General features: G+C 49.0%; 22 protein-coding genes. 4 read left to right on the forward strand and 18 right to left on the reverse strand.

Annotation, left to right across the window (positions count from 1 at the left end; genetic code table 11):
- Window positions 1-271: 271 nt before the first annotated feature.
- The 14 genes from ACZ5R2_RS10410 to mocA form a co-directional block, all read right to left on the reverse strand.
- Window positions 272-811 carry a flavodoxin gene (locus ACZ5R2_RS10410; protein ID WP_464902187.1) on the reverse strand — a complete coding sequence of 180 codons (540 nt, stop codon included), beginning with the start codon at window positions 809-811 and terminating at the stop codon, window positions 272-274.
- A 75-nt stretch (window positions 812-886) separates the two neighbouring features.
- Window positions 887-1,144, reverse strand: coding sequence for an RnfH family protein (locus ACZ5R2_RS10415; RefSeq protein ID WP_464902188.1), 258 nt, complete (start codon window positions 1,142-1,144; stop codon window positions 887-889).
- A 41-nt stretch (window positions 1,145-1,185) separates the two neighbouring features.
- Window positions 1,186-1,854 (reverse strand): electron transport complex subunit E, encoded by a 669-nt coding sequence (locus tag ACZ5R2_RS10420; protein ID WP_464902189.1) that lies wholly within the window; start codon window positions 1,852-1,854, stop codon window positions 1,186-1,188.
- On the reverse strand, window positions 1,847-2,470 hold the full coding sequence (locus ACZ5R2_RS10425) for an RnfABCDGE type electron transport complex subunit G (protein WP_464902190.1): 624 nt from the start codon (window positions 2,468-2,470) through the stop codon (window positions 1,847-1,849). The genes ACZ5R2_RS10420 and ACZ5R2_RS10425 overlap by 8 nt, the downstream gene beginning before the upstream one ends.
- Window positions 2,467-3,465 carry an RnfABCDGE type electron transport complex subunit D gene (locus ACZ5R2_RS10430; protein ID WP_464902191.1) on the reverse strand — a complete coding sequence of 333 codons (999 nt, stop codon included), beginning with the start codon at window positions 3,463-3,465 and terminating at the stop codon, window positions 2,467-2,469. Before ACZ5R2_RS10430 ends, ACZ5R2_RS10425 begins: the two co-directional genes overlap by 4 nt.
- Window positions 3,458-4,945, reverse strand: coding sequence for an electron transport complex subunit RsxC (rsxC, locus tag ACZ5R2_RS10435; RefSeq protein ID WP_464902192.1), 1,488 nt, complete (start codon window positions 4,943-4,945; stop codon window positions 3,458-3,460). The genes ACZ5R2_RS10430 and rsxC overlap by 8 nt, the downstream gene beginning before the upstream one ends.
- A gap of 17 nt (window positions 4,946-4,962) precedes the next feature.
- Complete coding sequence (locus ACZ5R2_RS10440) at window positions 4,963-5,511, reverse strand: RnfABCDGE type electron transport complex subunit B (protein ID WP_464902193.1); 549 nt, start codon at window positions 5,509-5,511, stop codon at window positions 4,963-4,965.
- A 12-nt stretch (window positions 5,512-5,523) separates the two neighbouring features.
- Entirely contained in the window at window positions 5,524-6,099 is a 576-nt protein-coding gene (gene rsxA / locus ACZ5R2_RS10445) for an electron transport complex subunit RsxA (protein WP_464902194.1), read from the reverse strand.
- Between the two features lie 60 nt (window positions 6,100-6,159).
- A complete protein-coding gene (locus tag ACZ5R2_RS10450) occupies window positions 6,160-7,569 on the reverse strand; it encodes a nucleobase:cation symporter-2 family protein (protein WP_464902352.1) in 1,410 nt (469 codons plus the stop codon).
- 23 nt (window positions 7,570-7,592) lie between these two features.
- Window positions 7,593-10,181 carry a selenium-dependent xanthine dehydrogenase gene (gene xdh / locus ACZ5R2_RS10455; RefSeq protein WP_464902195.1) on the reverse strand — a complete coding sequence of 863 codons (2,589 nt, stop codon included), beginning with the start codon at window positions 10,179-10,181 and terminating at the stop codon, window positions 7,593-7,595.
- A 135-nt stretch (window positions 10,182-10,316) separates the two neighbouring features.
- Window positions 10,317-11,237: a xanthine dehydrogenase accessory protein XdhC gene (gene xdhC / locus ACZ5R2_RS10460; protein WP_464902196.1), complete on the reverse strand. Its 921-nt coding sequence runs from the start codon at window positions 11,235-11,237 to the stop codon at window positions 10,317-10,319.
- Window positions 11,238-11,614: 377 nt separating this feature from the next.
- On the reverse strand, window positions 11,615-12,943 hold the full coding sequence (gene ssnA / locus ACZ5R2_RS10465; RefSeq protein ID WP_464902197.1) for a putative aminohydrolase SsnA: 1,329 nt from the start codon (window positions 12,941-12,943) through the stop codon (window positions 11,615-11,617).
- Window positions 12,944-12,957: 14 nt separating this feature from the next.
- Entirely contained in the window at window positions 12,958-16,074 is a 3,117-nt protein-coding gene (gene ygfK / locus ACZ5R2_RS10470; protein WP_464902198.1) for a putative selenate reductase subunit YgfK, read from the reverse strand.
- Window positions 16,075-16,405: 331 nt separating this feature from the next.
- Complete coding sequence (gene mocA, locus ACZ5R2_RS10475; protein ID WP_464902199.1) at window positions 16,406-16,987, reverse strand: molybdenum cofactor cytidylyltransferase; 582 nt, start codon at window positions 16,985-16,987, stop codon at window positions 16,406-16,408.
- Between the two features lie 99 nt (window positions 16,988-17,086).
- On the opposite strand from mocA, the gene yqeC reads away from it, so the two are divergent.
- Window positions 17,087-17,899: a selenium cofactor biosynthesis protein YqeC gene (yqeC, locus tag ACZ5R2_RS10480; protein ID WP_464902200.1), complete on the forward strand. Its 813-nt coding sequence runs from the start codon at window positions 17,087-17,089 to the stop codon at window positions 17,897-17,899.
- Between the two features lie 35 nt (window positions 17,900-17,934).
- Window positions 17,935-18,777 (forward strand): selenium-dependent molybdenum cofactor biosynthesis protein YqeB, encoded by an 843-nt coding sequence (gene yqeB / locus ACZ5R2_RS10485; protein ID WP_464902201.1) that lies wholly within the window; start codon window positions 17,935-17,937, stop codon window positions 18,775-18,777.
- A 95-nt stretch (window positions 18,778-18,872) separates the two neighbouring features.
- On the opposite strand, the gene hydA is transcribed toward yqeB, so the two are convergent.
- A complete protein-coding gene (gene hydA / locus ACZ5R2_RS10490; RefSeq protein WP_464902202.1) occupies window positions 18,873-20,381 on the reverse strand; it encodes a dihydropyrimidinase in 1,509 nt (502 codons plus the stop codon).
- A 59-nt stretch (window positions 20,382-20,440) separates the two neighbouring features.
- Window positions 20,441-21,643 carry a diaminopropionate ammonia-lyase gene (gene dpaL, locus ACZ5R2_RS10495; protein ID WP_464902353.1) on the reverse strand — a complete coding sequence of 401 codons (1,203 nt, stop codon included), beginning with the start codon at window positions 21,641-21,643 and terminating at the stop codon, window positions 20,441-20,443.
- Between the two features lie 296 nt (window positions 21,644-21,939).
- Here dpaL and ACZ5R2_RS10500 point away from each other — a divergent pair, with 296 nt between their 5' ends.
- Window positions 21,940-23,688 (forward strand): sigma 54-interacting transcriptional regulator, encoded by a 1,749-nt coding sequence (locus ACZ5R2_RS10500; protein WP_464902203.1) that lies wholly within the window; start codon window positions 21,940-21,942, stop codon window positions 23,686-23,688.
- Between the two features lie 14 nt (window positions 23,689-23,702).
- Here the strand turns inward: ACZ5R2_RS10500 and ACZ5R2_RS10505 are convergent, their stop codons facing one another.
- Both ACZ5R2_RS10505 and ACZ5R2_RS10510 read right to left on the reverse strand, forming a co-directional pair.
- Window positions 23,703-24,635, reverse strand: a complete 933-nt coding sequence (locus tag ACZ5R2_RS10505; RefSeq protein WP_464902204.1) for an N-carbamoyl-D-amino-acid hydrolase — start codon at window positions 24,633-24,635, stop codon at window positions 23,703-23,705.
- The gene (locus tag ACZ5R2_RS10510; RefSeq protein WP_464902205.1) at window positions 24,620-25,891 is read right to left on the reverse strand and encodes a Zn-dependent hydrolase; all 1,272 of its coding nucleotides are present in this window, start codon (window positions 25,889-25,891) and stop codon (window positions 24,620-24,622) included. Before ACZ5R2_RS10510 ends, ACZ5R2_RS10505 begins: the two co-directional genes overlap by 16 nt.
- A 145-nt stretch (window positions 25,892-26,036) precedes the next feature.
- On the opposite strand from ACZ5R2_RS10510, the gene ACZ5R2_RS10515 reads away from it, so the two are divergent.
- Window positions 26,037-26,912: a MurR/RpiR family transcriptional regulator gene (locus ACZ5R2_RS10515; RefSeq protein ID WP_464902206.1), complete on the forward strand. Its 876-nt coding sequence runs from the start codon at window positions 26,037-26,039 to the stop codon at window positions 26,910-26,912.
- Window positions 26,913-26,915: the final 3 nt, after the last annotated feature.

Genomic DNA, 26,915 nt, shown 5'->3' on the forward strand with positions numbered 1-26,915 from the left:
ACACAATAAAATAAATTGCATATATTAATTTGCTACAAAGTTTAATATAAACACCTTGCAACCCAAGATGTAAAAACAATTTAGTCAATAACTTTAATTGATAAAAGTAGAATATTGAATCACAACTGATTAATTGAGATGCAATATAATTAAATTTATGTAGGCTTATGCCATATTTACAGTGGCGCCCCTAAGGTCAATGTTTAGACTGACCTTAGGGTTTTCTTTTGAGGCTTTTTATTTGAGTTATATAGTAACCACAAAAACGCGATTAAAGTGACATCTCACCTTTGATCTGCTCCACCCAAGTCGCCACTCTATCCTCAGACAGGTTGGATTGGTTGTCTTTATCGATGACTAAGCCAACAAACTTATCTTCTTCAACCGCGGTAGAGTCATTGAACTCATAGCCATCAGTCGACCAACTACCAACAACATTGGCTCCGCAATCAACTACACAGTCAAACAATTCGCCAAGACCATCGACAAACTCATCGGCATAATTGACTTGATCACCAAGCCCAAATAAAGCGACTGTTTTACCAGAGAGATCCATGTCATCAAAATTTGGCGCGAACTCCTCCCAACTTTCACTTTCACACTCAGCAGACAGTCCTGGTAACTCACCTTCACCATAGGTTGGCGTGCCAAGAATTAAATAGTCGTATTGGTCAAATGCAGTCTCATCGACTTGATTAATATTTACAGGCTGCGCTGCAATATCACCACCTAATGTCTGGTGAATTAAAGCTGCAATTTTTTTGGTACTACCTGAGTCCGTTCCGTAAAAAATACCAATTTTAGCCATCATATACTCCTAATAGGTTTTAAATATAATCATTGTATTTCAGTGTTATTATTAACAATTCCATCATATCGCTCGCTGTCAACCATCGCTTTCATTTTCATTATTTTTCCAGGTGATTGGGCGATAGATCTCGACCCGGTCACCCTCTTGTAATTGACTGTCGAGCTTGGTGAGTTTGCCAAATATCCCCACCTTAAGCTGGTTGAGTTCAATACTCGGGAACATGGTTAAGATCCCCGAGAGATGAATTGCGTTCATTACTGTGTCTTGCTCATCCACCTCTAACGGTAGCCAGACCTGCTCTTCCGGTAACGCATACACCACACTCACTTTCATCTCTCTATCCTTATGAATCTCAATACTTATTGCTTTTGTACTTATTGCTCTCTGGCAATCAAACGGCTACGCGCCGGGGCTTGGCGCCGAGCTAAGCTTTGCTTAACAGCTAATAACGCACCCAGAATCAAAAAACCTCCTGGCGGTAATATCACCAAAAGCAGTCCTCGGTACTCTTCGATAAGCGTCATCTCAAGAAACGCAAACTGCTCTCCGAGTAATAAGCTCGCATTGGCAAATAAGGTACCGCTGCCAAGTATCTCCCTTATACCGCCGAGCAGCACCAGAACCCAGGTAAACCCAAGTCCCATTGCAACACCGTCTACCAGTGAGGGCAACACTCCCGAGCGGCTGGCAAACGACTCAACGCGACCGAGAATGGCACAGTTTGTCACTATCAAAGGGATGAATAAGCCCAGCGACTGATGCAGCGGGTGTAGCCAAGCGTTAAGCATCAAGTCGGTCAACGTGACGAGGGTGGCGATAATAATGATGTTGACTGGAATTCGAATTGCCCGGCTAATCAGCATTTTACTCATCGAAACCAGGACATTGGCAGCGACCATCACCGCTGTGGTGGCCAAGCCCAACCCTAAACCGTTGGTGGCGCTGCTCGTCACAGCGAGCAAAGGGCACAGGGCCAGCAGTTGACCTAATACAATATTATTGCCCCACAACCCTTGATAAATGATTTTGTTGTAATCACTCATTGATCGCCTCCTGATAGTCAACGCTATTGTGGGACTCAAATGCCTGCAACGCATTTTGCACACCCTGTACCATGCTTCTAGCGGTGATGGTGGCACCAGTGAATTGATCAAACTGGCCACCATCTTTTTTCACCGCCCAGGTGGGTGTATTGCTCAAGCTGCGACCATTAAAGTCAAGTATCCAGTCACTTTTGGCCAACTCAATCTTGTCCCCCAATCCTGGCGTTTCACTGTGGCTAATCACACGAACGCCAGTAATCGTTGCTGTCTCATCCACGCCAAGTAGAAAACTAATTGGCCCGCTGTAGCCCTTCTCTTGCGCATTGATCACGTGATGCGAGATCTTACCCAAAGCATTTTTGACCTCATAAACCAAGTAAACTTGCCCATTGAAAGCAACTCTTTGGCTACTATCAAATACAGGGTTTGCGACATCAGCACCTGCTAAGACCTCAGTCAGCAGAACTTGTTGGTCGTCGAGGATCCGCTGGGCAATAACGGGCTGTGTATAGTGATAACACACAAACAAAAGCGATGCAGCAAGGCCACAACAACTGCCAAGAAGCAGACTTTGATACGCAATTCGCTCTTTCCATCTCTCTATCAGCGCACTCATTTTACTCCCTCCTTGGTCACCTGACTGCCAAATAGGTTTGGCCTTACATAGTGGTCAATCAAGGGGCTGATCGCATTGAGCAGCAGTACGGCAAATGCGACACCCTCGGGGTAGCTACCATAGCTGCGGATCAACCAAACCAGTGCACCACATCCCGCGCCGTAAATAAGTTGACCCTTAACCGTGCTTGGTGATGTCACCAAGTCGGTCGCAATATAAAAGGCGCACAGCATGGCACCACCACTCAACAAATGCTCAGGCATCGATAAATAATCTGACGGTGCCAATGTCGAGCTGATCAACGCTGGCAGCGCCAAGCCAGCGATAAATGAAACTGGGATAGCCCAATGGATGATTCGTCGGTAAATAAGATACACTCCACCTAGCAGGATCAGTATTGCGCTGGTCTCACCCAGACTACCAGCGTGGCTACCCAACGCTAGACTGCCCAAACTTGGCGTCACTGAACTCTCACCAAGTACGGTCGCGGCCGAAACGCCGTCAAACAAAAGCCAGTTACCGGGAATGTTGATCTGGTCTAAAGTAAAGCCAATCGGGGTTGGCTCTGCCCATTGGCTCATTTCGAGTGGAAAGCAAATCAACAGCATAACTCGAGCTAACATGGCAGGGTTAAACAGGTTCTGACCTAGACCACCATAGATCTGTTTACCCACAACGATGGCAAATACCGTTCCTACTGCGCACAGCCATAAAGGTACCGTTGGTGGCAGACTCATCGCCAGCAATAGCGCGGTGAGAAGCGCAGAACCGTCTATGCAGGCGCGGCAATCTCGACCCATCAGTTTTAGACACAGATACTCACTGATAACGGCGACCAAGCAACACACCATGACCATTGATAAGCCATTGATGCCAAAATGATAAATACCAACCAATAGAGCGGGCAACAGCGATGCTATCACGCGATACATGATTCTGACACTCGAGTTCTCCGAGTGTGCAAAAGGCCCCGCTGCTGAGTCATAGTTAATCATGGCTAGCCTCCGTGCTGGCAGTGGTTGATTTGCGTGCTCGACTTGGCCGTTTACGCCGCCCTTCGGCTTTGGCTGCCTTGGCGGCTTTCTTCGCTTCGGCCTCTTTAGCTAGGCGTAGCTTACGAGCTTCTGTCAATCGCTTGGCCTGCTCCGATTTTTGCTCGCGAACTTTACCCGCCTTAATCACCCCTTTTGCGTGCTGAAAGTACTGAACCAAAGGGATATTAGACGGACACACGTAGGAGCATGCTCCACAGGCAAGACAATGATTCACACCCAGTTGCTCGGCCTTATCAAATGCCGAGACACGGGTATGCGCCGCCATCTGAAAGGGCATCAGCCCCATAGGGCACGCGCGAACACATTGACCACAACGGATGCAAGATTGCTTTGGCGGCGCTTGGACTTCGTCAGCGGTGAGGGCGAGGATCCCTCCTACACACTTATCCACCGGCACAAACGGTGACGCGATCACTTGGCCCATCATCGGGCCGCCAAAAATTAAGCGCTCGGTGTCGTGGTCAAAACCACCACAGAATTCAAGGATCTCACGCACTGGCGTGCCAATCGGCACCTCAACATTCTGTGGATTTTGTATACCTTTGCCTGATACGGTGATCGTGCGACTGACCAAAGGGCGATTAAAACGCACCGCGTGATAGACTGCTTGCGCCGTCGCGATATTGTTCACGACCACACCAACAGACATCGCCAACTGACCTAAAGGCACAGTGATGCCTGTCGCCGCCTTAATCAGATGCCGCTCTGAGCCCATAGGGTAAATACTTGGCACCTTGCGCACCTTGATATTTGCATCCTCGGAGGCGGATGCCGACAACTGCTCAAACGCCTCAACTTTGTTGTCCTCAACACCGATTACCGCCGTCTCTGCACCTGTTGCCGTCAACATTAAGCGCACGCCAGCGATGATCTCTGCTGAATAACGACGCATGGTTAAATCATCACAGGTCAGGTATGGCTCACACTCTCCGCCATTAATCACCAGTGTCGAAACCGCCTGTTGACGCGCAGACTGAAGTTTCGTGGCGGTGGGAAAACCGGCTCCACCAAGGCCAACCACGCCAGCGCTCTGAATCTTGGCCAAAATTGCCTCATGGCTTAACTGATAGAAATTGCCCTTGGTGGTATGCGTGCACCAATGCTTATTCTGATCGGCACGAATAATGATGGTATCGCTATTAGCACGCGAGGGGTGCGCGGTGATATGTGACGTGATCCCCGTGACGACCCCATTCACCGAGGCATGTAACGGAGCGTCCATCTCTGAGCGTCCAACCGCAATCACCTGTCCACGCGCCACTTTTTCACCCACCTTGACCAACGGCGTGAGCATCACGCCACTGCGTAACATCAGCGACATATACACCTGCTTGGGCCAAAAGTGCCGGGCAATACCCTTATCGCGCGTTAACCATTTGCGCCCACGTGGTTTGATCCCGCCTCGAAACGGAGATTTCATTATCATCTAGCCATACCTCAATCTATCATCTTCGTTTCAATTAGTTGGTCTGGCACGTGGTCTGGGTTCGGCCAATACCAGTTTGCCGCACTTGTCTTCACCGCTTGCATCTGCAAGCAGCCTTGAGGACAAACCTCAACACACACACCGCAACCTGTACACACTCGGTGAATGACTGTATGCATCTGCTTATTAGCACCCACAATCGCGTCATAGGGACACGCCTTAAAGCAGCGAGTACAGCCCGAACATTGAGATTCCGTGATATAGGCAATCTGGGGATCAACATGCTTGCCGGTGACCGAGATACCCAACATTTCGGCCACCTTGGTGATAAAGTCCTGCCCCGCCGAAGGACATGAGTCAGGGCTTAACGTCCCTTGTGCCATGGCTTCTGCCGCTTGACGACACCCTGGCTCGCCACACTGACCACACTGAGAGCCCGGCATCATGTCCTCAATCTTATCGGCAATCGGATTGCCCTCGACTCGAAACACGATGGCGGCATAGCCCAGTGCAGCACCGAGTGCAGCGCCTAAAACAATGAAAAAGATTACTGAGACCATATTTCCCCCAAATCAAGCCATGCCCGAGAAGCCCATAAACGCCATCGACAAAAGGCCGGCGGTGATAAAGGCAATCGGTGTACCTTTCATTGCAGCTGGCACACGGTTGAGGGCTAATTGGCTGCGTAGACCAGCAAATACCACAATTACAAAGGTGAATCCTAAGGCAGAACCAAGGCTGAACATCACCGTATTCATAAAGGACAGCTGCTCTTGAACAGCCAGTAGCGCCACCCCAAGCACCGCGCAATTAGTCGTGATCAAAGGAAGAAAGACCCCCAGAGATTGATACAGGGTGGGATCGCTTTTTCTGACATACAGCTCGGTGAGCTGCACTACGGCCGCAATTACCAAAATAAACGCAATAATTCGCATATACTCCAGTTGTAACGGCACTAAAACATAGATTTCCATCAGCCAGGTCGTGATCGCCGCTACTGTTAGAACGAAGGTGGTAGCAATCCCCATCCCTAGTGCGCTGGCTATTTTTCCTGACACCCCCATAAACGGGCACAAGCCAAGAAACTTAGCCAATACGACATTGTTGACAAAGGCGGCACTTAATAAGATCACGACACTTTCTGGCATTTAACTATCCTAGGGTTTATTCAATTTCTATTTTGCAAGAACTCACAACTTGTCAGTTGTTTATACACGACTCGTTTGAACCTTTGGTTCTAGCGGCTCTCCATCACCACTAGGTTGTTGTTGTCGTAGTGAGTTAGGTAGCAATACATTCAAAATAATGGCTGTCAACCCACCAGTGGTTATTGCCGAGCCGAAGATATGCTGTACATATTGTGGAAATACTGACAACACCTCTGGTCGGAACACAACAGAAAGTCCCAAGCCGAGTGATAGAGAAATAATTACAACACCTCTTCGGTCTATTATGCTACTTGCGATAATACGAATACCAGAAGCGGCAACGGTACCAAACATGATAATTGTGGCTCCACCCAGCACTGAGTTTGGAATGATAGAGAATAGACCACCGATAATCGGGAACATCCCAAATAGAACTAATAAGCCTGCTATCCAATACCCGACGTATCGACTCGCGACACCGGTCATTTGGATGACTCCATTATTTTGGCTAAATGTAGTATTAGGGAAAGAATTAAATACTGCAGCAATCGCTGAGTTCACACCATCACCAAAAATACCACCTGAAATACGTTTAAAGTAAATATTTCCTTTTACTGGCTCACCAGAAACCATAGATGTGGCTGTTAAGTCTCCAATCGACTCTACAGTGGTAATTAAATACAGCAATGCCATTGGCAATACATATTCCCAAGCAATATTAAAACCATATTTAAAAGGCACAGGCACATTGACCCAGCCTAACGTAGATAAACTGGAAAAATTAACCATGCCAAGCATAGACGCCACAATATAGCCTAGGGTTAACCCAATGGCGATTGCGCCCATTCTCAACCACTTATTGCGGCTCACGTTGAGAGCAATTACAGTGATTAGAACTAGCACTGCCAGTGACAGATTCTGGGGGCTTGCAAACAGCTCAGGCTTATTACTGAGCAACCATTGGCCACCACCAATATCCGTAATAGCAACTCGGATGAGCGAAAGGCCTATCAAGGTGACAACAATGCCACTGACTAGCGGAGTAATCACCTTTCTCAATAACGGTGTGAAACGGCTAAAAATCATCTCTACCGGAGAGCAGACCAATGCGACACCGAAAATCGTTGCTAATGCTTGCTCGGGCGTACCTCCTGAAGCCTTGACGGATAACCCGATACCGATGCACAAACTAAGGAAGGTGAAGCTAGTGCCTTGTATGCTCAATAGCCCTGAACCAACCGGACCAAATCGTCTGGTTTGAATAAAGGTTGCGATACCCGAAACAAATAGCGCCATGCTGATAATGTACGCTTTCATATCAGGCGGTAACTGTAAGGCTCCACCGATGATCAGTGGTGGTGTCATTATGCCCACAAAAATAGCTAATAGATGTTGTAGTGCAGCAAAGACCGCAGCTGCAGTGGCTGGTTTATCATTAAGCCCATATATTAATTCTGAATGGTGCGTTATTCCTTGAATATCATTACTCATGACTAACGTCTCCTTGTCTTCTTCTTTTTCTTCTTGGTATAACTAGTGTCATCCATCGGTAGTTTTGTCCTAAACTTACCGTCCAACATTAGATAGGCACCCTGAATAGCCGGTGGGGTTGGAATAGTGGCGAGTTCGCCAACTCCTTTGGTCCCACAGGCGATGGTTGCGTCGAATTCACGCTCGACGATGATGGTTTCTATTTCTGGAACATCCGCTGCTTTTAGCAGCCCCAAGTTGTTGTAGGTGGCTTTGGGTATCGCATTGACTAATGGGTAGTCTTCGGTCAGTGCATAACCGAGCCCCATGACAATGCCACCTTCGATTTGTCCTTCTGCACTCTTGCGATTAACCAACTTACCCAGGTCATAGGCCGCTACTACTTTAGTGATTTTACCGTCCTCACCTAAGATCACGACTTGAGCGGCATAACCATAAGCGACATGACTGACCGGGTTTGGTTTATCACTGCCAATTGGGTCGGTCTCGCTGCAGTACTCGGCATAAAACTCTTGGCCTTCGAGATCGCTCAGTGTGCACCCTGGCGACATGGCCTCACGGACTTTTACCGCAGCTCTGCGCACCGCTTCACCGGTAAATACGGTCTGACGTGAAGCAGTAGTGGTCCCGGAGTTGGGTGTGCGAGCGGTATCTGGCGCCTCCACTACCACACAACTTGGTGGCAACCCCGTCATTTCACAGAACATCTGTAAGGCTACCGTACCAATACCTTGGCCAATGCAAGAGGCACTGGTGCGGATATGCGCTTGGCCTTGCTCAATGGAAATCATGCAGCGTCCGGTGTCAGGTATACCGACCCCAAGCCCGGCGTTTTTAAATGAGGTGGCGATCCCCACATATTTACTCGAGTGATAAATGTCTTTCACCGCGTCCAAACACTCGACTAACGCCGTGCTCTCATCGGCAATCTGTCCATTGGCCAGGACCAACCCTGGCCGTATCGCATTGCGATAACGGATCTCCCACGCCGAGATCCCGACCTGCTCTGCCAACAGGTTAAGGTTCGACTCCATTGCAAATGCCACTTGCGAGACACCAAAGCCTCGAAACGCGCCACCTGGTGGGTTATTGGTGTAGACCGCTTGACCTTCAATTAGCACATTTTCCAGTGGATAAGGCCCTGCGGCGTGTGTGCATGCTCGCTGCAATACCGGCCCACCTAAAGAGGCGTAGGCACCAGTGTCAAACAGCAGCTTGGCCTCCAGACCAACCAACATACCCCGCTCATCACAGGCGGTGGTAAACTCCATCTGGGCGGCATGGCGTTTAGGGTGGATCAAGATACTTTCTTGGCGAGAGAACTTGACCTTGACCGGTTGCTTGGTGACCCAAGTCAGCAGCGCAGCATGGTGTTGCACGCTCATGTCTTCCTTGCCCCCAAATCCACCGCCAACTAGCTTACTTTGCACCCTGACCTTCTCTTTGGGTAACCCAAGCAGGCCAGCGACCTCTTTCTGCTCGTCATAGATCCCTTGCCCACCGGTGTAGAGCAAAATACCATCGCCTTCAGTCATGGCGATAGCACACTCAGGCTCCATAAACGCGTGCTCAGTAAACGGGGTTGAGTAGGTATGAGTGACCTTGTATTTTGCGCCTTCGATGGCGGCTTTGGCGTCACCGCGCACCAGACGCTCACTAGATAAAACATTACCCGAAGGGTGCAGTTGCGGCGCTTCTGCACTCAGTGCTTCCTCTGGGCTAGTGATTGGAGTGAGTTCTTCGTAGTCCACCTCAATCAAGGCGAGGATCTCATCCAGAGACTCCTTACGCTTGCTAGCAATCAGCGCAAGGGCGTCACCAATATAGCGGGTGATCTCCCCTTCCGGGATCAAGGCATCCCAATCTTGAACCAAATGGCCAACCTTGTTGTCGCCCGGCACATCCGCAGCGGTCAACACACACACCGCATCGGGATGTTGCTGCGCCGCAAGGGTATCAATACGATTGATACGTGCCCTTGGGTAGCGGGTGCGCAGCGCCTTACCAAACAGCATTCCTGGTACAACGATGTCATCGACGTACTCGCCATAGCCTAAGGTCTTTTCGCGCGCATCGATTCGATGCAAGTCATCGCCTAGTTTACCCGTGTTTTGCTTGGGCTCTATAGCGAGCCCTTCACGAAAATACTTTGCGGCAAGCAGAATCGCATCAATGATCTTCACATAACCCGTACAGCGGCAGATATTACGTCTTAACGCGACCTTAATCTCTTGCTCGTTTGGCTCAGGGTTCTTGTCGATTAGTGCCTTAGCAGCCAGCACCATACCTGGAATACAAAAACCACATTGAACCGCACCGGCCTCGGCAAACACAAAGTCAAACACCTCTTTTTCGCGCTCAGACAACCCTTCAACCGTGACGATATCGAGTGGCTCATCAATGCTCGACAAGTTAATACAAGACTTTTGTGCCGTACCATCAATAATCACGGTACAAGTGCCACACGCGCCCTTAGCGCAGCCATCTTTGACTGAGGTCAACCTATGCTCGTCTCTTAAATAATCCATCAAGGTAATAGGAATGGAATTATCAACACTAATTTGTTGGCCATTAATAGTTAAGTCAATCATTCATATTCCCTCAAAATAGCGCTTGGCTTATATTTTTGACGAGCGCCGTCGCTCATCCGTTAGCAGTGGATTCTCAATTGATCCAATTAATACTGTTCAGTAGAGCAGCTTGGCCTTACTGGTGTAACAAAAAAGTTAGTTACAGGTGTTCAACTTCTTTCTCAGCTGATTGATTTTGTCCCATTGGGCTTGATTACTTGCTTGCATGTTTGCCTGATCATTTGCTTGATTGAATGAGCGGTTTGATTCAAACAAGCCTAACAACTGAGCACTGATGGACACGGCCACCTGCATCGGCAGTTTTCCAGGTACATCAGGGTGACCAATCGGGCAGGTTAACAACTCAAGCCGGGCAGGATCTGATAACTGCTCACTTAACCTAAATTCAAATCGACGCTTTTTCGCTTGGGAGCCAATCAGACCGACAAATTGGCTCCCACCACGCTCAAGCGCCTCAAGGGTAAGCTCGTAGTCCAAGCTATGGTCATGGGTCATAATCACTGTGTATGCGCCAAAAGGCAGCTCGGCTATCGCATGCTTGGGACAGGTGTAGTGCTCAGTCGCAACACCTTGGGTCGCGATAGAGTCTAACCACTCCTGACGGTTATCTCTTACCAGAACCTTACAAGGCAATGGCTGCAAGATGGTGGTCAGCGCGTGCGCGACATGCCCTGCGCCAAAAATAACTACTGAGGGCAGTTGAGTATTAAAAAACTCAAACAATACCTGCGCTGCCCCGCCACAACACTGACCAAGGTCAGCCGCCAAAGACAAACGTTCAATGTGCACGGCCGACAATGATTCTCTACCGAGCCGCTTGCTCAGCTCAGTACGAGCCAATTTAATCACCTCAAACTCAAGCTGGCCTCCGCCCAGAGTGTCGTATTGGTGGGTTGCGGTGATCACCATCTTAGCGCCATGAGATCTTGGCAAAGAGCCTGACTCAGCCACCACAGTTGCGATACAGTATGCCTCACCGTGTTGCTCGAGCCACTGGCAAGCATTCAGCCAATCGAGGCGAGATGCACTCAATAACTGCTCAACTGATGATGACATGAAAAACCTCCTGTTGCGCATGTCCAAATATAATTTCGCATGTAACTTTTACTAATATTTACTTGCAATATTCTGACCAATTAACCAAATTGGGGAAAATATTTTTTATCATGGAATTTACTTATTAAAACCCCACGTTTTAGCTGATTTTATGACCAAATTTGAGTTTACTTTGCTATTGACGTCGACAAACCTTACTCGGTGATAATTAAAGCCAACAATCTCTGCACCAAAATAAACCGGCTGCACCTTAATTGGTCGTCGCCAATGTAACTTTATCGCTTCCCTCCCCTAAAAATGTATCGAACAAATACAATCAATTAACATTCAAATAACATACTTCATACTGCAATTATGATTGTACTAGCAGGCACGTCTTAGTTAAGAGCATCCATCGTATGCCATACTCTTTGAGCAACTCGCTGCGCCTGACGATATATGGACTCAACGTCGAATGGAAACTCTCGATCTTGATAGATAAATTGACCCTCAACCATCACACTTGAGACACTGTTTGCGTTGAGGCCAAAGGCAAAATGACCGGGTAGATTTTCAGCCAACAATGGCGTCGGACTCATATAATCTAGGATGGTCAAATCGGCCTTATAACCAGGCTCAAGCAGGCCAAATTTTGCACCAAAATTACGCGCAAGGATCTGATTGCCATTGTACAAGTGCTTAAGAAAGCTATCTGGCCATAGCTGACCGCCAGAATCTCGATGCTTGAAAAAGGCAAATTTCAGCTCTTCAAACATATCTGCGCCAATACCGTCAGTGCCTAAAGCGACATTATTAAATCGACCAATACTATTATTGTAACCAACGTTATTATTCATATTTGAGCGCGCATTATGCGCTAAAAACGCATCACGCTTATTTATGATTGAAATATCCTTTTCAGACAAATAGATCCCATGGGCAATTAGGGTTTTGCCATTAATCAAATCGTAGTTGTCAAGTCGCTCAACCAAATCTTGCTCATAATGATGATGACTGTGGGTCACATCATAGCGATCCTCTGCGATATGAATGTGTAGACCACGCCCGGTTGCCTTGAGCGCCTCGGATAACATTCCCAATCCATCGTTTGAGACGGTAAATGGGGCGTGGGCACCTATATGTGCCTCTACTAAGTAAGGCTCTTCGCCTAGCGCTTTCGCGGCATCAATTGATTGAGCAAAACGGATGTTCTCCTCAACGCCACGCATCATCTCATCGACACCACCGTTACGGTCCGTAGTCTCAAAACAGGTCATCCCGCGCAGCCCTGTCTCAAGAAAGCTTTTTCGCAGCGTAGTGAGCGAGCCATCGATATAGTTGGGTGATGCGTGATGGTCGATGACGGCACTGCAACCGCTCTTGATCGCCTCTAACGAGCAAATCAAACCACTGTAGTACAACGCTTCCTCATCCAAGGCACGATCCATTCGCCACCAGAGGTTTTTCAAAATAGAGATAAAATCTGGGCTGGGTTTAATATCGGCCATGATCCCGCGCGCAAGCCCGGAGTAAAAATGGTTATGTGAGCAAACAATACCCGGCATGACCAACTTTCCGCGCAGATCCTTGCGACTTGCATCAGGGTACTTGTGCTGAAGGTTGCTCCCCACCTCAACGATCACCCCATTGTCGATCGCAATATCAGTCCCTTCTCGGACTAGAGCGGGCTCAAACTGAACCGCTGTTGCATTGGTTAAAATTAGCATAGTGAACCTCTCTATTATGCGCTGACTTCACCGAGAAGATAGCGGTGGTTTTGGATGACGTGTTGAATGATTTTCTGCTCTTTTTCCAAGCCTTGTGGGAGCTTGAACTCATTACTTTCATCCAGCTCAGCGCAATGCACCTCACCATTGACTCTTAGCCATAGGTTACTCTCCACAAGCCAAAAGCCCGGGTTGGTGCTGGAGTGAAAGTCCTGCTCGAGGTTATACAAGGTGAACTTATCTTTGTAAGGCTTGCTATCCCAAGGGCAGAACTGTGCGCAGTTACCACACTCGTTGCAGTAGGCATCGATATGCATCACTTGCAGCGCGTCTTTAAAGCCTGCAATTGGCAAAGAGACATTAGCGCGGTTTGGGCACACATCGACACACTTACTACACACATAAGAGCACTCGAGACAACGGGCACTTTCTTGCTCTGCAAACACTTGATGCTGCTCTGCCTTTAGGCTTTGTGGCTCAATGACATTCACCTCGATCATGCCTTTGCGTTGGTAGAGCGCATTGAGGTCAGTCGTCAGCTCGTTGCCACTCATCGCCACTTGTCCAGATTCTGATTCGCCCTCACGCGATAGGATCGCAAGCGCTGCCTGTCGTGCGCCTTGAATTGCCGACACAATTGAAGAAGGCCCCGTTTTGCTATCGCCAAGCAAGAACACATTATCAACCTGAGTCTCGCCAGTTTGGTTATCTATCACTGGCCAGCCATCAACGCCCATAGGGACACCCATTTGCTCAAGAACTGGGGTATTCGCTTGCTCACCGATGGCCGTGATCACGCTGTCGGCTTCAATCGTCACAGTGTCTTGTGTCGCCAGTGGACGACATCGACCCTGCTCATCCGGCTCACCCAGCGTCATCACGCGCGCAAGCAGTTGACCGTCGGCCTCAAAACGTTCTGGACTCGCAAGGAACAGAAACTCAACCCCATCCTCGACCGCCTCAAGGTACTCTTCCTTGTAGGCTGGCATTTCCGCCTCGGTTCGGCGGTAGACCACCGTCACTTTCTCGACACCCTCGACCTTAAGCGCGGCCCGCGCGCTATCCATCGCGGTGTTTCCGGCGCCAATCACGACAATATTTTTACCCAGATTTGGCACTTGGTTGCGGTTAAAGCTGCGTAAGAAATCCAGTGACTTGTAGATCTGTGAATTTTCACCGGCGAGTGAAATAGGGTTGCCTTTATCGGCGCCGATACCCAAACAGATGTATTTGAAGCCGCTTTGTTTGAGAGTCTCAACCGTGATATCCGCACTGGCACCATATTCAATCTGCACGCCATGGTCTTGAACAAACTGGATATCGTGCTCAATCGCGGCCGCCGGAATACGAAACTCAGGAATGATGTGTTTGACCACGCCGCCCGCGCTGCGCTCTTTTTCAAAGATGGTCACAGGGTATCCCGCTCGAGCCATAAAATAGCCTGCCGATAGTCCTGCTGGACCTGCGCCTATCACGGCAATCGATGGCTTGTCAGAATCAACACTCGGCTGGTGCCATTTGTCGCGATAACCTTGCCAGCCCTGCTCTAAGGCGATCTTTTTCATCTCGCGAATATTGACCGCCCCTTCGTAATCACGGCGAGTACAGTTGTATTGGCACTGATGATCACAAATATGCCCAGTAATCGATGGCAGCGCGTTACGCGCATAGATAAGGTCAAGCGCCTCTACATAGCGCTGCTCTCCTACCAAACGAACATACTCCGGGATATCTTGACTGATTGGACAGGCAGCAACACACGGAGCCACGCTGCAATCGGTCAACGGAACTGCTTTATCGACCTGGATCTCTTCCGGTCCGCGCCACTCTTTTTGTACGTAATCGGCGCTCAAGGCCTTAGTGGCAAGCTGTTCAAGCTTGTCGACATCGACACAGGTCTTGGTCCAATCTTGGCTGTTGTCTAACTCTTGTGCGCACCCAGCTAAGCGCAGGTAACCGCCTGGCTTAAGTAAATCTGTCGCCATAGTGATAGGACGAATACCGGTAGCAAAAATCTCGCTAATATTAAACTTGCTTGCCCCGCCGGAGTATGAGATCGGCAGTTGACCGTCAAACTCTTTCGACAGCTCGAGCGCAACGTTGATCGACAAAGGAAACAGCGCACGGCCCGACATATACATCTCTTTGTCTGGCAGGCGGCCTTTGTTGTTTAACGTGCCCAAGGTATTGGTCAGCTTAACGCCAAAACCAAGCCCCTTTTCTTTACCTAAATCGACTAGACGATGCAACATCGCTTTAGCGTCGTTCATCTGCAGGTCATGAAGGAAAGCCTCTTCACTCAAAGCAATGTAGTCAAAGCCTGCCTGATCGAGGATATAACGTACTCTTTGGTAGCCAAGCAGGGTTGGATTGAGCTTGACGTAGGTATTGATGCCTTTTTCTTCCAGCATATAGCGACAAATGGACTCTATCTCATGCGATGGGCAGCCATGCAAGGTAGACAGCGTCACCCCTTGAGTCACTTGAGTAGGCACCTGTTCGACGAGTGCTGACAGTGTCGAGCGATCCCAATCATCAAGCAGTTCACTATGCTGGACAAACGCCTTGAGCTCTTGCTGGTATTGAGCAAACTTTGGGTGGTTCGAGGCGTCAAGCATATTGTCGATGTATTCCTGCATCGGCGCAGTCTTTATCCCCTCTAGGTCATAACCAACACTGATGTTAAACACAAACGACTTGTCGTCACCAGGTTGCTTTTGAGCAAATACACCCTCAAGCAAATGCAGAGCAAACCAGGCTTTAAGGTACTCGTCGAAGGCTTTGGGTAAGGTGAATTCAGTGGACCACTCAGTATTAAAACACTCGTCCTCGGCATCAATACACGGCTTAGCGATCTCTAGTTGATCAAGCTTTTGAACGGTTTTGAGCTCGATAAAACGCCCACCAGCTAGCCAAGAGGCAATGATATTTTGGCTCAATTGGGTATGTGGACCGGCTGCTGGTCCCACGGGGGTGGCGCACTGCTCGCCCCACACGCTAAAGTCACGCGCTTGAGGCTGCTGATAAAACTGTTTGGCTGGAATGCCAAAGATGGATTGGCTTTGTTTAAACTCGCCAAATACACGCTCGAGCAGCTCACTAAACGGAATCTGACGCATAATATCGCCCATAATCACTCTCCTAAGATACGGTGCTTTACTTGATTTCTCAATCTGTGAACGGAGTAATCAAGAAGAATGTACTTAGTAGAGCAAGTGACGCGCCAAAAGAGGCCTAAGTCGATATTCTGTCATTAGAACAGAATATTTACGTGCGCGATGGCTAATTCTTTACATAAAATACTAACAAACCACCAAATAGCACCCAACAATTTGTATTGCGCTTTATTCGAGCATCAAAGGTCGTTAATTACTATCGCCAGCTATCACTATCAGAATAATAGTGAACTATCACTTTGATAGCTCTCATCTGTGATAGCCTGCAGGTGTATACCCAAGTAACCTATCGACATAACCTTTGATAATCATCGGGCGTGTCAACATCAAAGTAGATGGTCGGTTGTTCAAGGTTTAAGAATGTCATTGGATAGGGTTGTAACAGCGGCTTCATTGCCTGATGCTCGGCATCGCTGATTATCCTTCGTGCCAGAGGGGTAGAGATCAACACCGGATGCCCACCTTGCGCAGCTGTACCGGGGAAGACGCTGCCTGGGCCCCTTGCCGCCCAAAGCTGGCGATAAGTTTGCGCCTCAATACATGGCATGTCGGCGTGAGCAACAAAAAAATGCTCACTGCGAACTTGTTTAAGCCCTGCCTTGATGGATGACAGCATGCCTTGACGGTAATTAGGATTGCGGACAATTTTAACCTTGGGTTGATGTTGAAAGCATTCAATCATTTCATCCGCGCGATGACCCACGACCAAAATAACTCTAGAGCACACCTTTAATGCATTACTGACGCTTGATTCAACCAATGTGGTGTTTTTATATGTCAGCATCAGTTTCCATTTACCCATACGACTTGATAATCCCGCCGCGGGTATTATACAGTCGACCTTCGGTTGAGTGTTATTTATTGGCATTCCCTGCCCCTTTTTTTAATTAACTCTAGGTTGTGAACTAGCATAATGCATCAAAGTCACTCAGGTGAAAACCACACGATCATTAATAGCAGAGAGCCCATGCATAAGGCATATGGTACGCTCGAGCGGCTCATCACAGCCAAGCATCGTGTTTCGTTAATCTCAATTGTTGGTGGCGGCGGCAAGACTCACTTGGCCTTTGCCCTTGCCAAGCACTTCCAGCAGCAGGGAAAACGTGTTGCGGTGACCACCACCACTAAAATGTATTTACCACGTCAAGACCAAGTGGACATTATCAGCCAGTGGTGTGATGGTGAGCCATTAGGCAATAGAGACGGTGTTTGCTTTCTCTATCAAGAAAAGCTAGTAGATAGCCAAGCACTAGACCCACCCAAAGTACGTGGGCTGTCTCTCACCCAACTCGATAGACTGTGTTACTCACGCCAGTTTGATATCGTGATCGTTGAGGCTGATGGTGCTAAACATAAGCCACTCAAAGCACCAGCAGAGCATGAGCCCTGTCTGTCACACCGTTCTGATGTTGTTATGGCGGTAACCGGGGCAGAAAGCCTGCTTACGCCAGCCATACCCAGTCAAATCCATCGCTGGAGCCATTTTCAAGCCATCACTCACTGCCAACCCGGAGAACTAATTGGCGAGCAGCATCTGAAACGGCTGATAGACAACCCGAAAGGGATGTTTAAGTTCGCTCCAGAGTGCGCGATAAAGATATGGATCATCAACAAATTAGACCAATGTGCTAATTCCAAGGCACTGGTTTCGATGACAAAGAAGCTTTATGCCGACACGCCGTGGCTTAATGATGTTTGGTTTTGCCAGCTGAATACTGGTGAGCCACTGCATGACCACCTCATTCCATTATCTTGGTGCGTGAGCCTGGATAAGATCTAAACCCAACTCAGATTTAACCCAATAAGGTAGCAAGGATGCAAGATTTTCCCCAACCCGCCCGACCTCATCACCACCGGTTCTGCGATCAGCTGGTGGTGATCCGTGGCGCGGGTGATATTGCCACGGGTGTAGCAGTCAAACTGCACAACTGTGGTTTTCCCGTGCTGATGACCGAGATCGCTAAGCCGACTATGATCCGCTGTAGTGTCTCTCTCGGCCAGTGCTTGTTCGATGGTGTGACCGAAGTCGAAGCGGTCACAGCGGTAAAAGTAACTGACAGTCAATCAGCCCTTGAAACACTCGCCAAAGGGCAAATTCCAGTACTGGTTGACCCACATTTGACGCTATCTCAGACGCTTAAGCCGCGTTATGTCATCGATGCGATATTAGCCAAACGTAATCTAGGCCTCACGCGCAGCCATGCGCCGATTACCGTTGCACTTGGCCCCGGCTTTCACGCAGGCATGGATTGCGATGCAGTGATTGAGACCAATCGCGGCCACTATTTAGGTCAAATCATCTATCAAGGCACCAGCCAAGCTAACACTGGCGTACCGGGCATGATTGCCGGCTTTAGCCATGAGAGAGTTATGCGCGCGCCTTGTGATGGTATTATGAAGGGCTTGGTTAAACTCGGTGACGTTGTCACCAAGGGCACCACAATTGCGTTGATTGACGATACTCCAGTGACGGCCCCGCTCTCCGGGATGGTGCGTGGGCTTCTCAATAGCGGATTGAACGTTTCAAGGGGCTTGAAGATTGGTGATATCGACCCAAGAGGAGAAAAAGCTGATCACACCACGATATCAGACAAAGCGCGTGCCATTGGCGGCGGGGTTTTAGAAGCGATGTTGCACTTAGACCGCCAGCGCATGTAATGCCCAAAGCGGCACATTGTTGCTATGGAAAATGAAAAACGCCGTCAAAACTCAAGTAGCTTTGACGGCATTGACCGTTCGGTGGGACAGTCTGGTTACTCAGTGACCGCAACGGTGGTCGCCGTGAAATCGGTCGCCGTGACTTCGGTCGCCGTGACCTCAGTTGGCGCAACAAACCTTTGGCGAGGCAGAAACTGTCCTTGACCGGCTTCACCGACAAATTCCCCATGCCAGGCAACCACTGCGCCGCGGCTTAATGTCACCACAGGCCAGCCTTGCACCTCTTGGCCCTCAAAAGGTGTGTAGTCGCTGTTATCGTGCATCAGCTCATGGCGTAGTGTCGTTACTAAAGTTGGATCAAAAATCACCACATCTGCGTCCGAACCTGGTTGTAAGGTACCCTTTTGCGGATAAAGACCAAACAACTTGGCCGGCATGGTGCAGTTTTGCTGTACGAACTCGCTTGCCGACATTCGCCCACTCATCACCCCCTGTGAAAACATCAGTGGCATCCGTGCCGCCACGCCTGGCAGACCATTTGGACAGCGCGTAAAGTCATCAACGCCGAGCTGTTTCTGCTCATGATAGGTAAACGCGCAGTGATCGGTTGCCACGGTATCAATACTGCCGTCGATTAATCCCTGCCAAAGCTTGTCTTGTTCAGCTTTTGGTCGAAGCGGTGGACTGAGAATATATTTAAGCGCATCTTCTCGCTCGTAGTACGAATCATCGAGCAGCAAGTATTGCGGGCAGGTTTCGACATAAACCGGTTGGTTATTACTTCGGGCAAGGCGCGCATAATCTAGCCCTAAGCCATTGGATAAGTGGACAATGTACAAAGGCGCGTTATCGGCCAGTTTGGCTAAGTTAATCATCCTGCCAATGGCTTCAGCCTCGCACTCCAATGGACGACTAATCGCATGATAGCGCGGGCTGCTTTTACCCTCGGCAAGCAAGCGTTCGCGTTCCAGCGTGATCACCGCATCATTCTCTGGGTGAACAGTGGTCAACGCGCCAACTCGGCGTAGCTCTTGAAGCGCTTGAAACGCCGCTTGATCGTCGAGTTTATAGCCGTAGGTCAGATACAGTTTGAAACTCGAAATCCCCTCACGCTCAACCATTGGCGCCATCTGAGACAAAATCTGATCGTCGATATGCTGAATAACACCATGAAAGCCATAATCGATCACCGCATTCGCTTTGGCGTACTGCTTATAAACCCTCAATTGATGAAACAGATCGCAGCCCTTTGGCCCAAATCCCATATGATCAATGATTGTGGTGGTACCCCCCATCGCTGCCGAGCGGGTTCCAGTAAAGAAATCGTCGCAGCTGCGGCTGATCCCCACATCAATATTGAGGTGGGTATGTACATCAATCCCCCCTGGCATCACATAGTGTCCACTGGCATCGATTACACAACACCCTTCACTATCAATCGATGGACTCACTTGAGCGATTTTCCCATCGATGATCAACACATCGGCTTGTCGCTGTGAGTCTGCTTCAATGACTAAACCATTGCGGATCAGCAAGGGCTTTTCTCCCCCTTGCCTGCCCGCTTGGTTAACTTGGTGTGGTTTAAGGCAATTTTGTGTGTGCATAGCTGCGTCTCTCATTGTGTTAATTAGGTGTAAACGACCTAGCAAAAACCAATATAGGGTTAGCAGCTAGGGTATTTGCCATGCCAAACCACATCTCGATAGTGAGCCGGGTCAGTGTCGCCCTCAGAGCTGATCACCAACACGACCGAGTCTTTATCAAGTCTTAGCGCGGTTTTTAGCGCCTCTCTCTCGGCGCTGAAATGAACACCGGCAAGTAGGCCCGCACCAATAGCGCCCGACTCTCCTGAAATCACTCTCGGATCCCCACTAAGTGGATTAGCTAACACACGCATACCAAGGGCCGCCAAGGTATCTGGACTAGAAACGAAGTGAGTCGCACAGTCACGTAAAACCTGCCAGCCCAATGGATTCGGTTCACCACACGCCAGACCAACCATAATCGTCTCTAGGTCTCCGTCGACATTGACCATCTCGCCGCGTGCTGAGCGACCCGAGCGGTAAATACAATCCGCATTGGCAGGCTCAATAACCACTGCGTTCAATCCATCATTCGCAAACGCCTGTGCTAGGTAACCGAGCACGCCACCCGCCATTGCACCCACGCCCGCTTGCAAGATCACATGGGTTGGTTTTTGCAATTGCTCTGCTTGGATTTGCTCAACCACCTCAGCAGCAAGTGTGCTATACCCCTGCATAATCCAGGTTGGGATCTCGGTATAGCCTTCCCAAGCAGTGTCTTGAACCACTTTCCAACCGCGCTCTTTTGCAGTCTCCACCACGAAACGTACCGTGTCGTCATAGTTCATATCGGTGACAATACACTCCGCCCCAAGTGCGCGAATGTTGTTCACGCGCTCATCGGCCGCACCCTTTGGCATGTACACCACAGCATTTTGCCCAAGCTGCTTTGCCGCCCAAGCGACGCCGCGACCATGATTGCCATCGGTGGCGGTGGCAAAGGTCATCTTGTGACTGATTTTTTTATTCAGCTCAGCAAAATCAAACTGGCTAATGTCAAGCTGATACTCTTGGCACAGTAAGCGTGCGATGGCGTAGACGCCACCGAGCATTTTGAAGGCGTTCAAGCCAAATCGGTAGGACTCATCCTTGACCAAGATGTTTTTCAGGCCAAACTCCTTAGCAAGATGGCTCAGCGAATGCAGCGGTGTTGGCTGATAGCCATCCAGGCGCTGATGAAACGTGCGCGCTTTATCTCCCTCTGCCACGGAAAATTGACTTGATAGCTGTCCGGTATAATGCTGGTTGGCTTCAATGTGAAACGTCTGGTTAGTCACGATAATCCCTCATAATATTGGTAAGTCAAACAATAAGATACAACATACATGCCAACCTTGATCCCCATACCCAGACAAGCATTGAAGCTACAATACTAAGCCGTTGTACTCTCAAAGTGAGCATCAAGCCACCAAAGTGATAGTTAATCGCTCTCACCAACTATCACTTTGATAGTCTGGCGCAGAAACAAGCTGTCCAACCATTTGCTCCTTTACAAGCCTTTCAGTATCCATAAAATGGAAAAAGTGCATTGGCGTTCAATGTGTTCGCCGCACAAGGAATAACAAAACAATGGATTAGTATGTTAAATAGACCAGCCTCCTCCGAGCTAATGGAGATCCAACCGACCATCATTCGCTTTAGTAAAATGTTGGCGGCAGTGCTCAAAGTCGACGCTGAAGTCGTTGATGCGGATCTGGTGCGTATCGCTGGCACCGGCCCTTACGCGCAAAAATTTGGCAAGAAGCTCAGTGCTAGCTCTCGCCTGTTTCGTTATATCATCGATACCAAAGAGCAGAAAACTGTCATTAAGACCCAAGCCGATCCACTGTGCGAAGGGTGCGATAGCAAAGAGAACTGCAGCGAAACGGCCTTTCTCGGCGTTCCTATTCTCTATCAACAACGCTGCATTGGCGTGATCAGCCTAGTCGCCTTTACCCAAGAATCTCAGCAGCACATCAAGCACAACACCCAGCTCTTTTCCGACTATATCCAACATATCGCTCAGCTACTGGTCGCTAAGCTTATCGAAGAGCGCACCCCGCGCAGTGGCCTCGAAGATGTGTTTATCAACTTGATTGATAATATGGACCAAGGCGTCCTGGTGCTTGATGAAGACTATTATGTTCAATATGGTAACCAACCAGCGCTGGATAACCTCAATCTCACCAAGCGTGATATTCAACACACCCCAATCACCATCCGCCCGCTAGCACAATGCAAAAACAGCGTTGAGCAACAGCAACAATACATTATCTCCTTGGGCGAACGTGAAGAGCTGTTGGTTGGGCAAGTCCATGACTCTGATGGACACAAGCTGTTCCTAATGTCCTTCTACCAGCCGCATAAACCGATTATTAGCAACGAGAGTAATCTCGTGTTTCAATCGGTGATCGGTGAGAGCGAGATCATGCACAGGCTTAAAACCCTGATCACCCGCATAGCACCAAGCCCATCGAGTGTCCTGATCAATGGTGAAAGCGGCACTGGTAAAGAAGTGATCGCCAATGCGGTGCATAAACTGAGTGACCGGGCACAAAACCCTTTTATCGCCATTAACTGCGCAGCAATTCCCGACCAACTGCTTGAGAGTGAGCTGTTTGGCTATACTAAGGGCGCGTTTACTGGCGCCTCAAGTAAGGGGCGCGTCGGCTTAATTCAGGCCGCGCACAAGGGCACCCTGTTTCTCGATGAAATTGGCGATATGTCGATGCAGTTGCAAGCAAAATTACTGCGTGTTCTCGAGGCCCGCGAGGTGATGCCCATCGGCTCTAACTCGCCCGTGCCAGTCGATATTCGCGTCATTTCCGCTACCAACCGAAACTTCGAGCAACTGATTGCAGACAATCAATTCCGTGAAGATTTATATTACCGCCTCAATGTGATCCCGCTTTATCTACCCCCTCTGTCTCAGCGCCGCGGTGACGTAACTCTATTACTCAATCATTTTGTCGAGCTGCACACTCGCAAGCTTGGGGTGATCTACCCAGGCTTTACCCCGCAAACGATTGAGTGCTTAACCCATTACGCTTGGCCGGGCAACGTGCGTGAGCTAAGTAACTTGGTTGAGTATCTAGTCAATATCGTGCCTGAGGGAGGGCTGATTGATGTCGACCTGCTGCCACCACATTTTTCGGTCAATATTGCCAAGCCGCAGGAGACAATTGATACAAGCACCCAACAACTGAGCTTGGAAGAGATGGAGAAACGCCAGATTGAAGCGGCGATTGAGAAACTCGGTAACCGTAAACTGGTTGCTGAGGAGCTAGGTATTGGGATTGCGACCTTGTATCGCAAGATAAAAAAATACGGCTTAAGCGAGCGTGCTTAAGCCGTTTGGTGACATTACTCTGTCACTTCAGCTTTTGGCTGACTGATGATTTGGTACTCTTTAGGGCTACGATGGAGATCAAAGTTAAAGATATGCTCTTTGATCTCTTTTGTACGCTCAAAGTCACACTCGGCAACAATTAACTCATCGCCCAATGTCTGAGCCTGAGCAACAATCTCGCCAGTTGGCGCAATAATGCAGCTTTCACCCAGCAGATCACACCCCTCTTCATTACCGGCCTTGGCACAAGCCACCACCCAGCAACCATTCTGATACGCCGCCGATTGCATCACTACATGGTTATGGAACGACTGCAGATGATCATGCTGCGGCACGGGTGGGTAGTGCATCGGCGTGTTGTATCCAAGTACAATCATCTCCGCGCCTTGCAGTGCCATAACACGGTAGGTTTCAGGCCAGCGGCGGTCGTTACACAGCGCCATGCCTACCTTGCCACCCATAAAGTCCCAAGTACCAAAACCAAGGTTGCCTACTTCAAAATAGCGCTTCTCCAAGTGCTGGAATGGGCGCCAAGGTTCGTTCTCCTGATGTCCTGGCAAATGGATCTTACGATATTTACCGACGACTTGACCTTGTTCATTAACCAAGATTGATGTATTGAACTTACGCATTTCGCCATGCTCTTGACACTGCTCAGCGTAGCCAAGATAAAAGCCGATCCCAAGCTCTGCCGCCTTGTTAAACAGCGGCTGAGTCTCTTCACTTGGCATGCTTGTCTCATAGAACTGAGCCAGCTCGTGCTGATCTTCAAAGAACCAGCGCGGGAAAAAGGTCGTCAGCGCAAGCTCCGGGAACACGACAAAATTGACATCCTTTTCACCAGCCTGCTCGAGCAGGTCAATTAGTCGTGCGACAACTAGTTTGCGGCTCTCACTGCGAGCAATTGGGCCTAATTGGGCAACGCCAACTTTTAAACTTCTGGACATGCTGTTATCTCCTTACTTTCACATGCAAATTCGAGCACCGTCTCGAGCAGTAGATTCGCCCCCTTGGCAATCTGCTCTGGTGCGGTGTATTCATTAATGTTGTGGCTTATCCCACCTTGGCTTGGAACAAAAATCATCGCAGTTGGACAATGAGGAGCAAACATCTGTGCGTCGTGACCAGCACCTGAGTACATGCGCTGACACGCTTGGCCTTTTGCTTTGGCTAATGCTTCAATGCGACTGACTAACTGCGGATTAAACGGCACCGGCTCAAAGCGCGCGAGTACCTTGCGCTCGATGGTCAAACCATGTGCCTTCGCTTGCTCGGTGAGGTAGTCCATTAACTGAGTTTCTGCTTGCTTGAGCTGCTGCTCGTCACAGTTTCTTAAATCGACAGTAAACTTCGCGGTATGAGGGATCACATTGATGAGGTTGGGCTGAAGTTCTAGTGCCCCTACCGTCGCAAGTTGGGTTGGTGAGATCTCGTTTGCTAGTTGATGAGCAAAGGTCATCACTTTGGCCGCGACAAGCCCTGCATCATGGCGATAAGCCATCGGTGTGGTTCCCGCATGGTTGGATACACCAGTCAGGGTAAATTCTTGCCAAGAGATCCCTTGCACTCCCTCGACAATACCAATTTCCATGTCTAGCTCATCCAATACCGGGCCTTGCTCAATATGCAGCTCAAGGAACATCGAAACCCACTTGTGAGTGAGAGCAAATTTATCGCTGCCATTGTAGCCAATTCGTTTAAGTTCATCGGCAACCACAGCACCATCAATGCCTTGCGTTTGCAGCGCGACATCAAGAGAAAGTGCGCCCGTAAACACGCCACTGCCCATCATGTCCGGGGCGAAACGAGAGCCCTCTTCATTGGTAAAAAAGCCCACCGCAATCGGACGAGTTGGTGTTATGCCTGACTCAATCAATGTCTCAATCACCTCAAGACCAGCCAACACACCAAGATTGCCATCAAACAAACCAGCAGTAGACACCGTATCGATGTGCGATCCCATCATAATACACGGCGCATCACTCTCACCAGCCAGCACGCCAATAACATTACCAATCGCATCAACCTTGACCTTCAATCCGAGCTGCGTCATCCAACCCACCACAAGATCCCGCCCAAGCTGGTCAGCATCAGTCAATGCTAGACGGCTGACGCCCCCACCCTCAAGCGCACCAATCTCGCCAAGCTGCTCTAGTCGCGCCTGCAGTCGATCAGAATTGATCGTTATCCCTTGATCACTCACCTTACACCTTCCTTGTCTCGATGAAATCATAGTATCAACAATAGAGATGCTAAAATTATATTTTCAATAATTCAAGCCTTTATTGAAAATTGATTTTCATTTAGTATTTAAGCAAAATTATATTTTCATCTCTTTGGAGTTGTTCGTGAGCCGAGTGAAAAAAACCGATCTGTTGGATGCCCGCATCCGCCAATACTATGAATCGATTCCGCCATCAGAGAAGCCCCTGGCCGATTTACTGCTCACATTTCCTGGTGACATTACCGACTACTCGGCCACTGAGCTGTGTGAAAAAGCCAACACCTCAAAGGCGGCGGCATCGCGCTTTTTTAGCCGAATAGGCTACAAGGATTTTAACGATGCACGATTACAAGCTCGGGAAGCTAAAAAATGGGGCGCGCCGCTGTACCAGAGCTCGAGTCAGTATCAAACTGAGCCGAGCACCTCTGATACTAGCGTGGAGATCAGCGAGCACATTCTGACTGAACAGGCTAATCTGGCAAGAACACTGGAAAGTATCAAGAGTGATGATTTAACCGAGATTGCGAATGAGCTGAGAAAGGTAAAACGCGTGCGAGTCATCGGCTATCGAAATAATCATTTTTTGGCCAGTTACTTTAGTCATCAACTTTCACTAGTACGTAATGACGTGACATTGCACCCACAAGCCAATCAAACCATCGCTGAAGAGCTGTTTGACCTGAGCCAAGATGATTTGGTCGTGGTATTTGGTGTTAGGCGCAGAACCCAGCTATTAGAGAACGTGCTGAAACTGGCTAAAAACAAAGGTTGTCAGACACTGTTGATCGCTGATCCCACCGCAAATGCACTTCATAAATACACGACATGGAAATTCGATACCATAGTGCACAGTACCTCAACCTTTGACTCTTATACCTGTGTCATGAGCGCCATTACACTGCTTGTTAATCGCGTGATAGCGGATAACTCAGAGTATATCGAGCGATTGTCGGCGATTGAGTCTGCGCATGAAGTGCTTGGTGAGCTTGATTCGGTTTGAGTG

The sequence above is a fragment of the Vibrio sabulosilitoris genome (genome assembly GCF_055391395.1).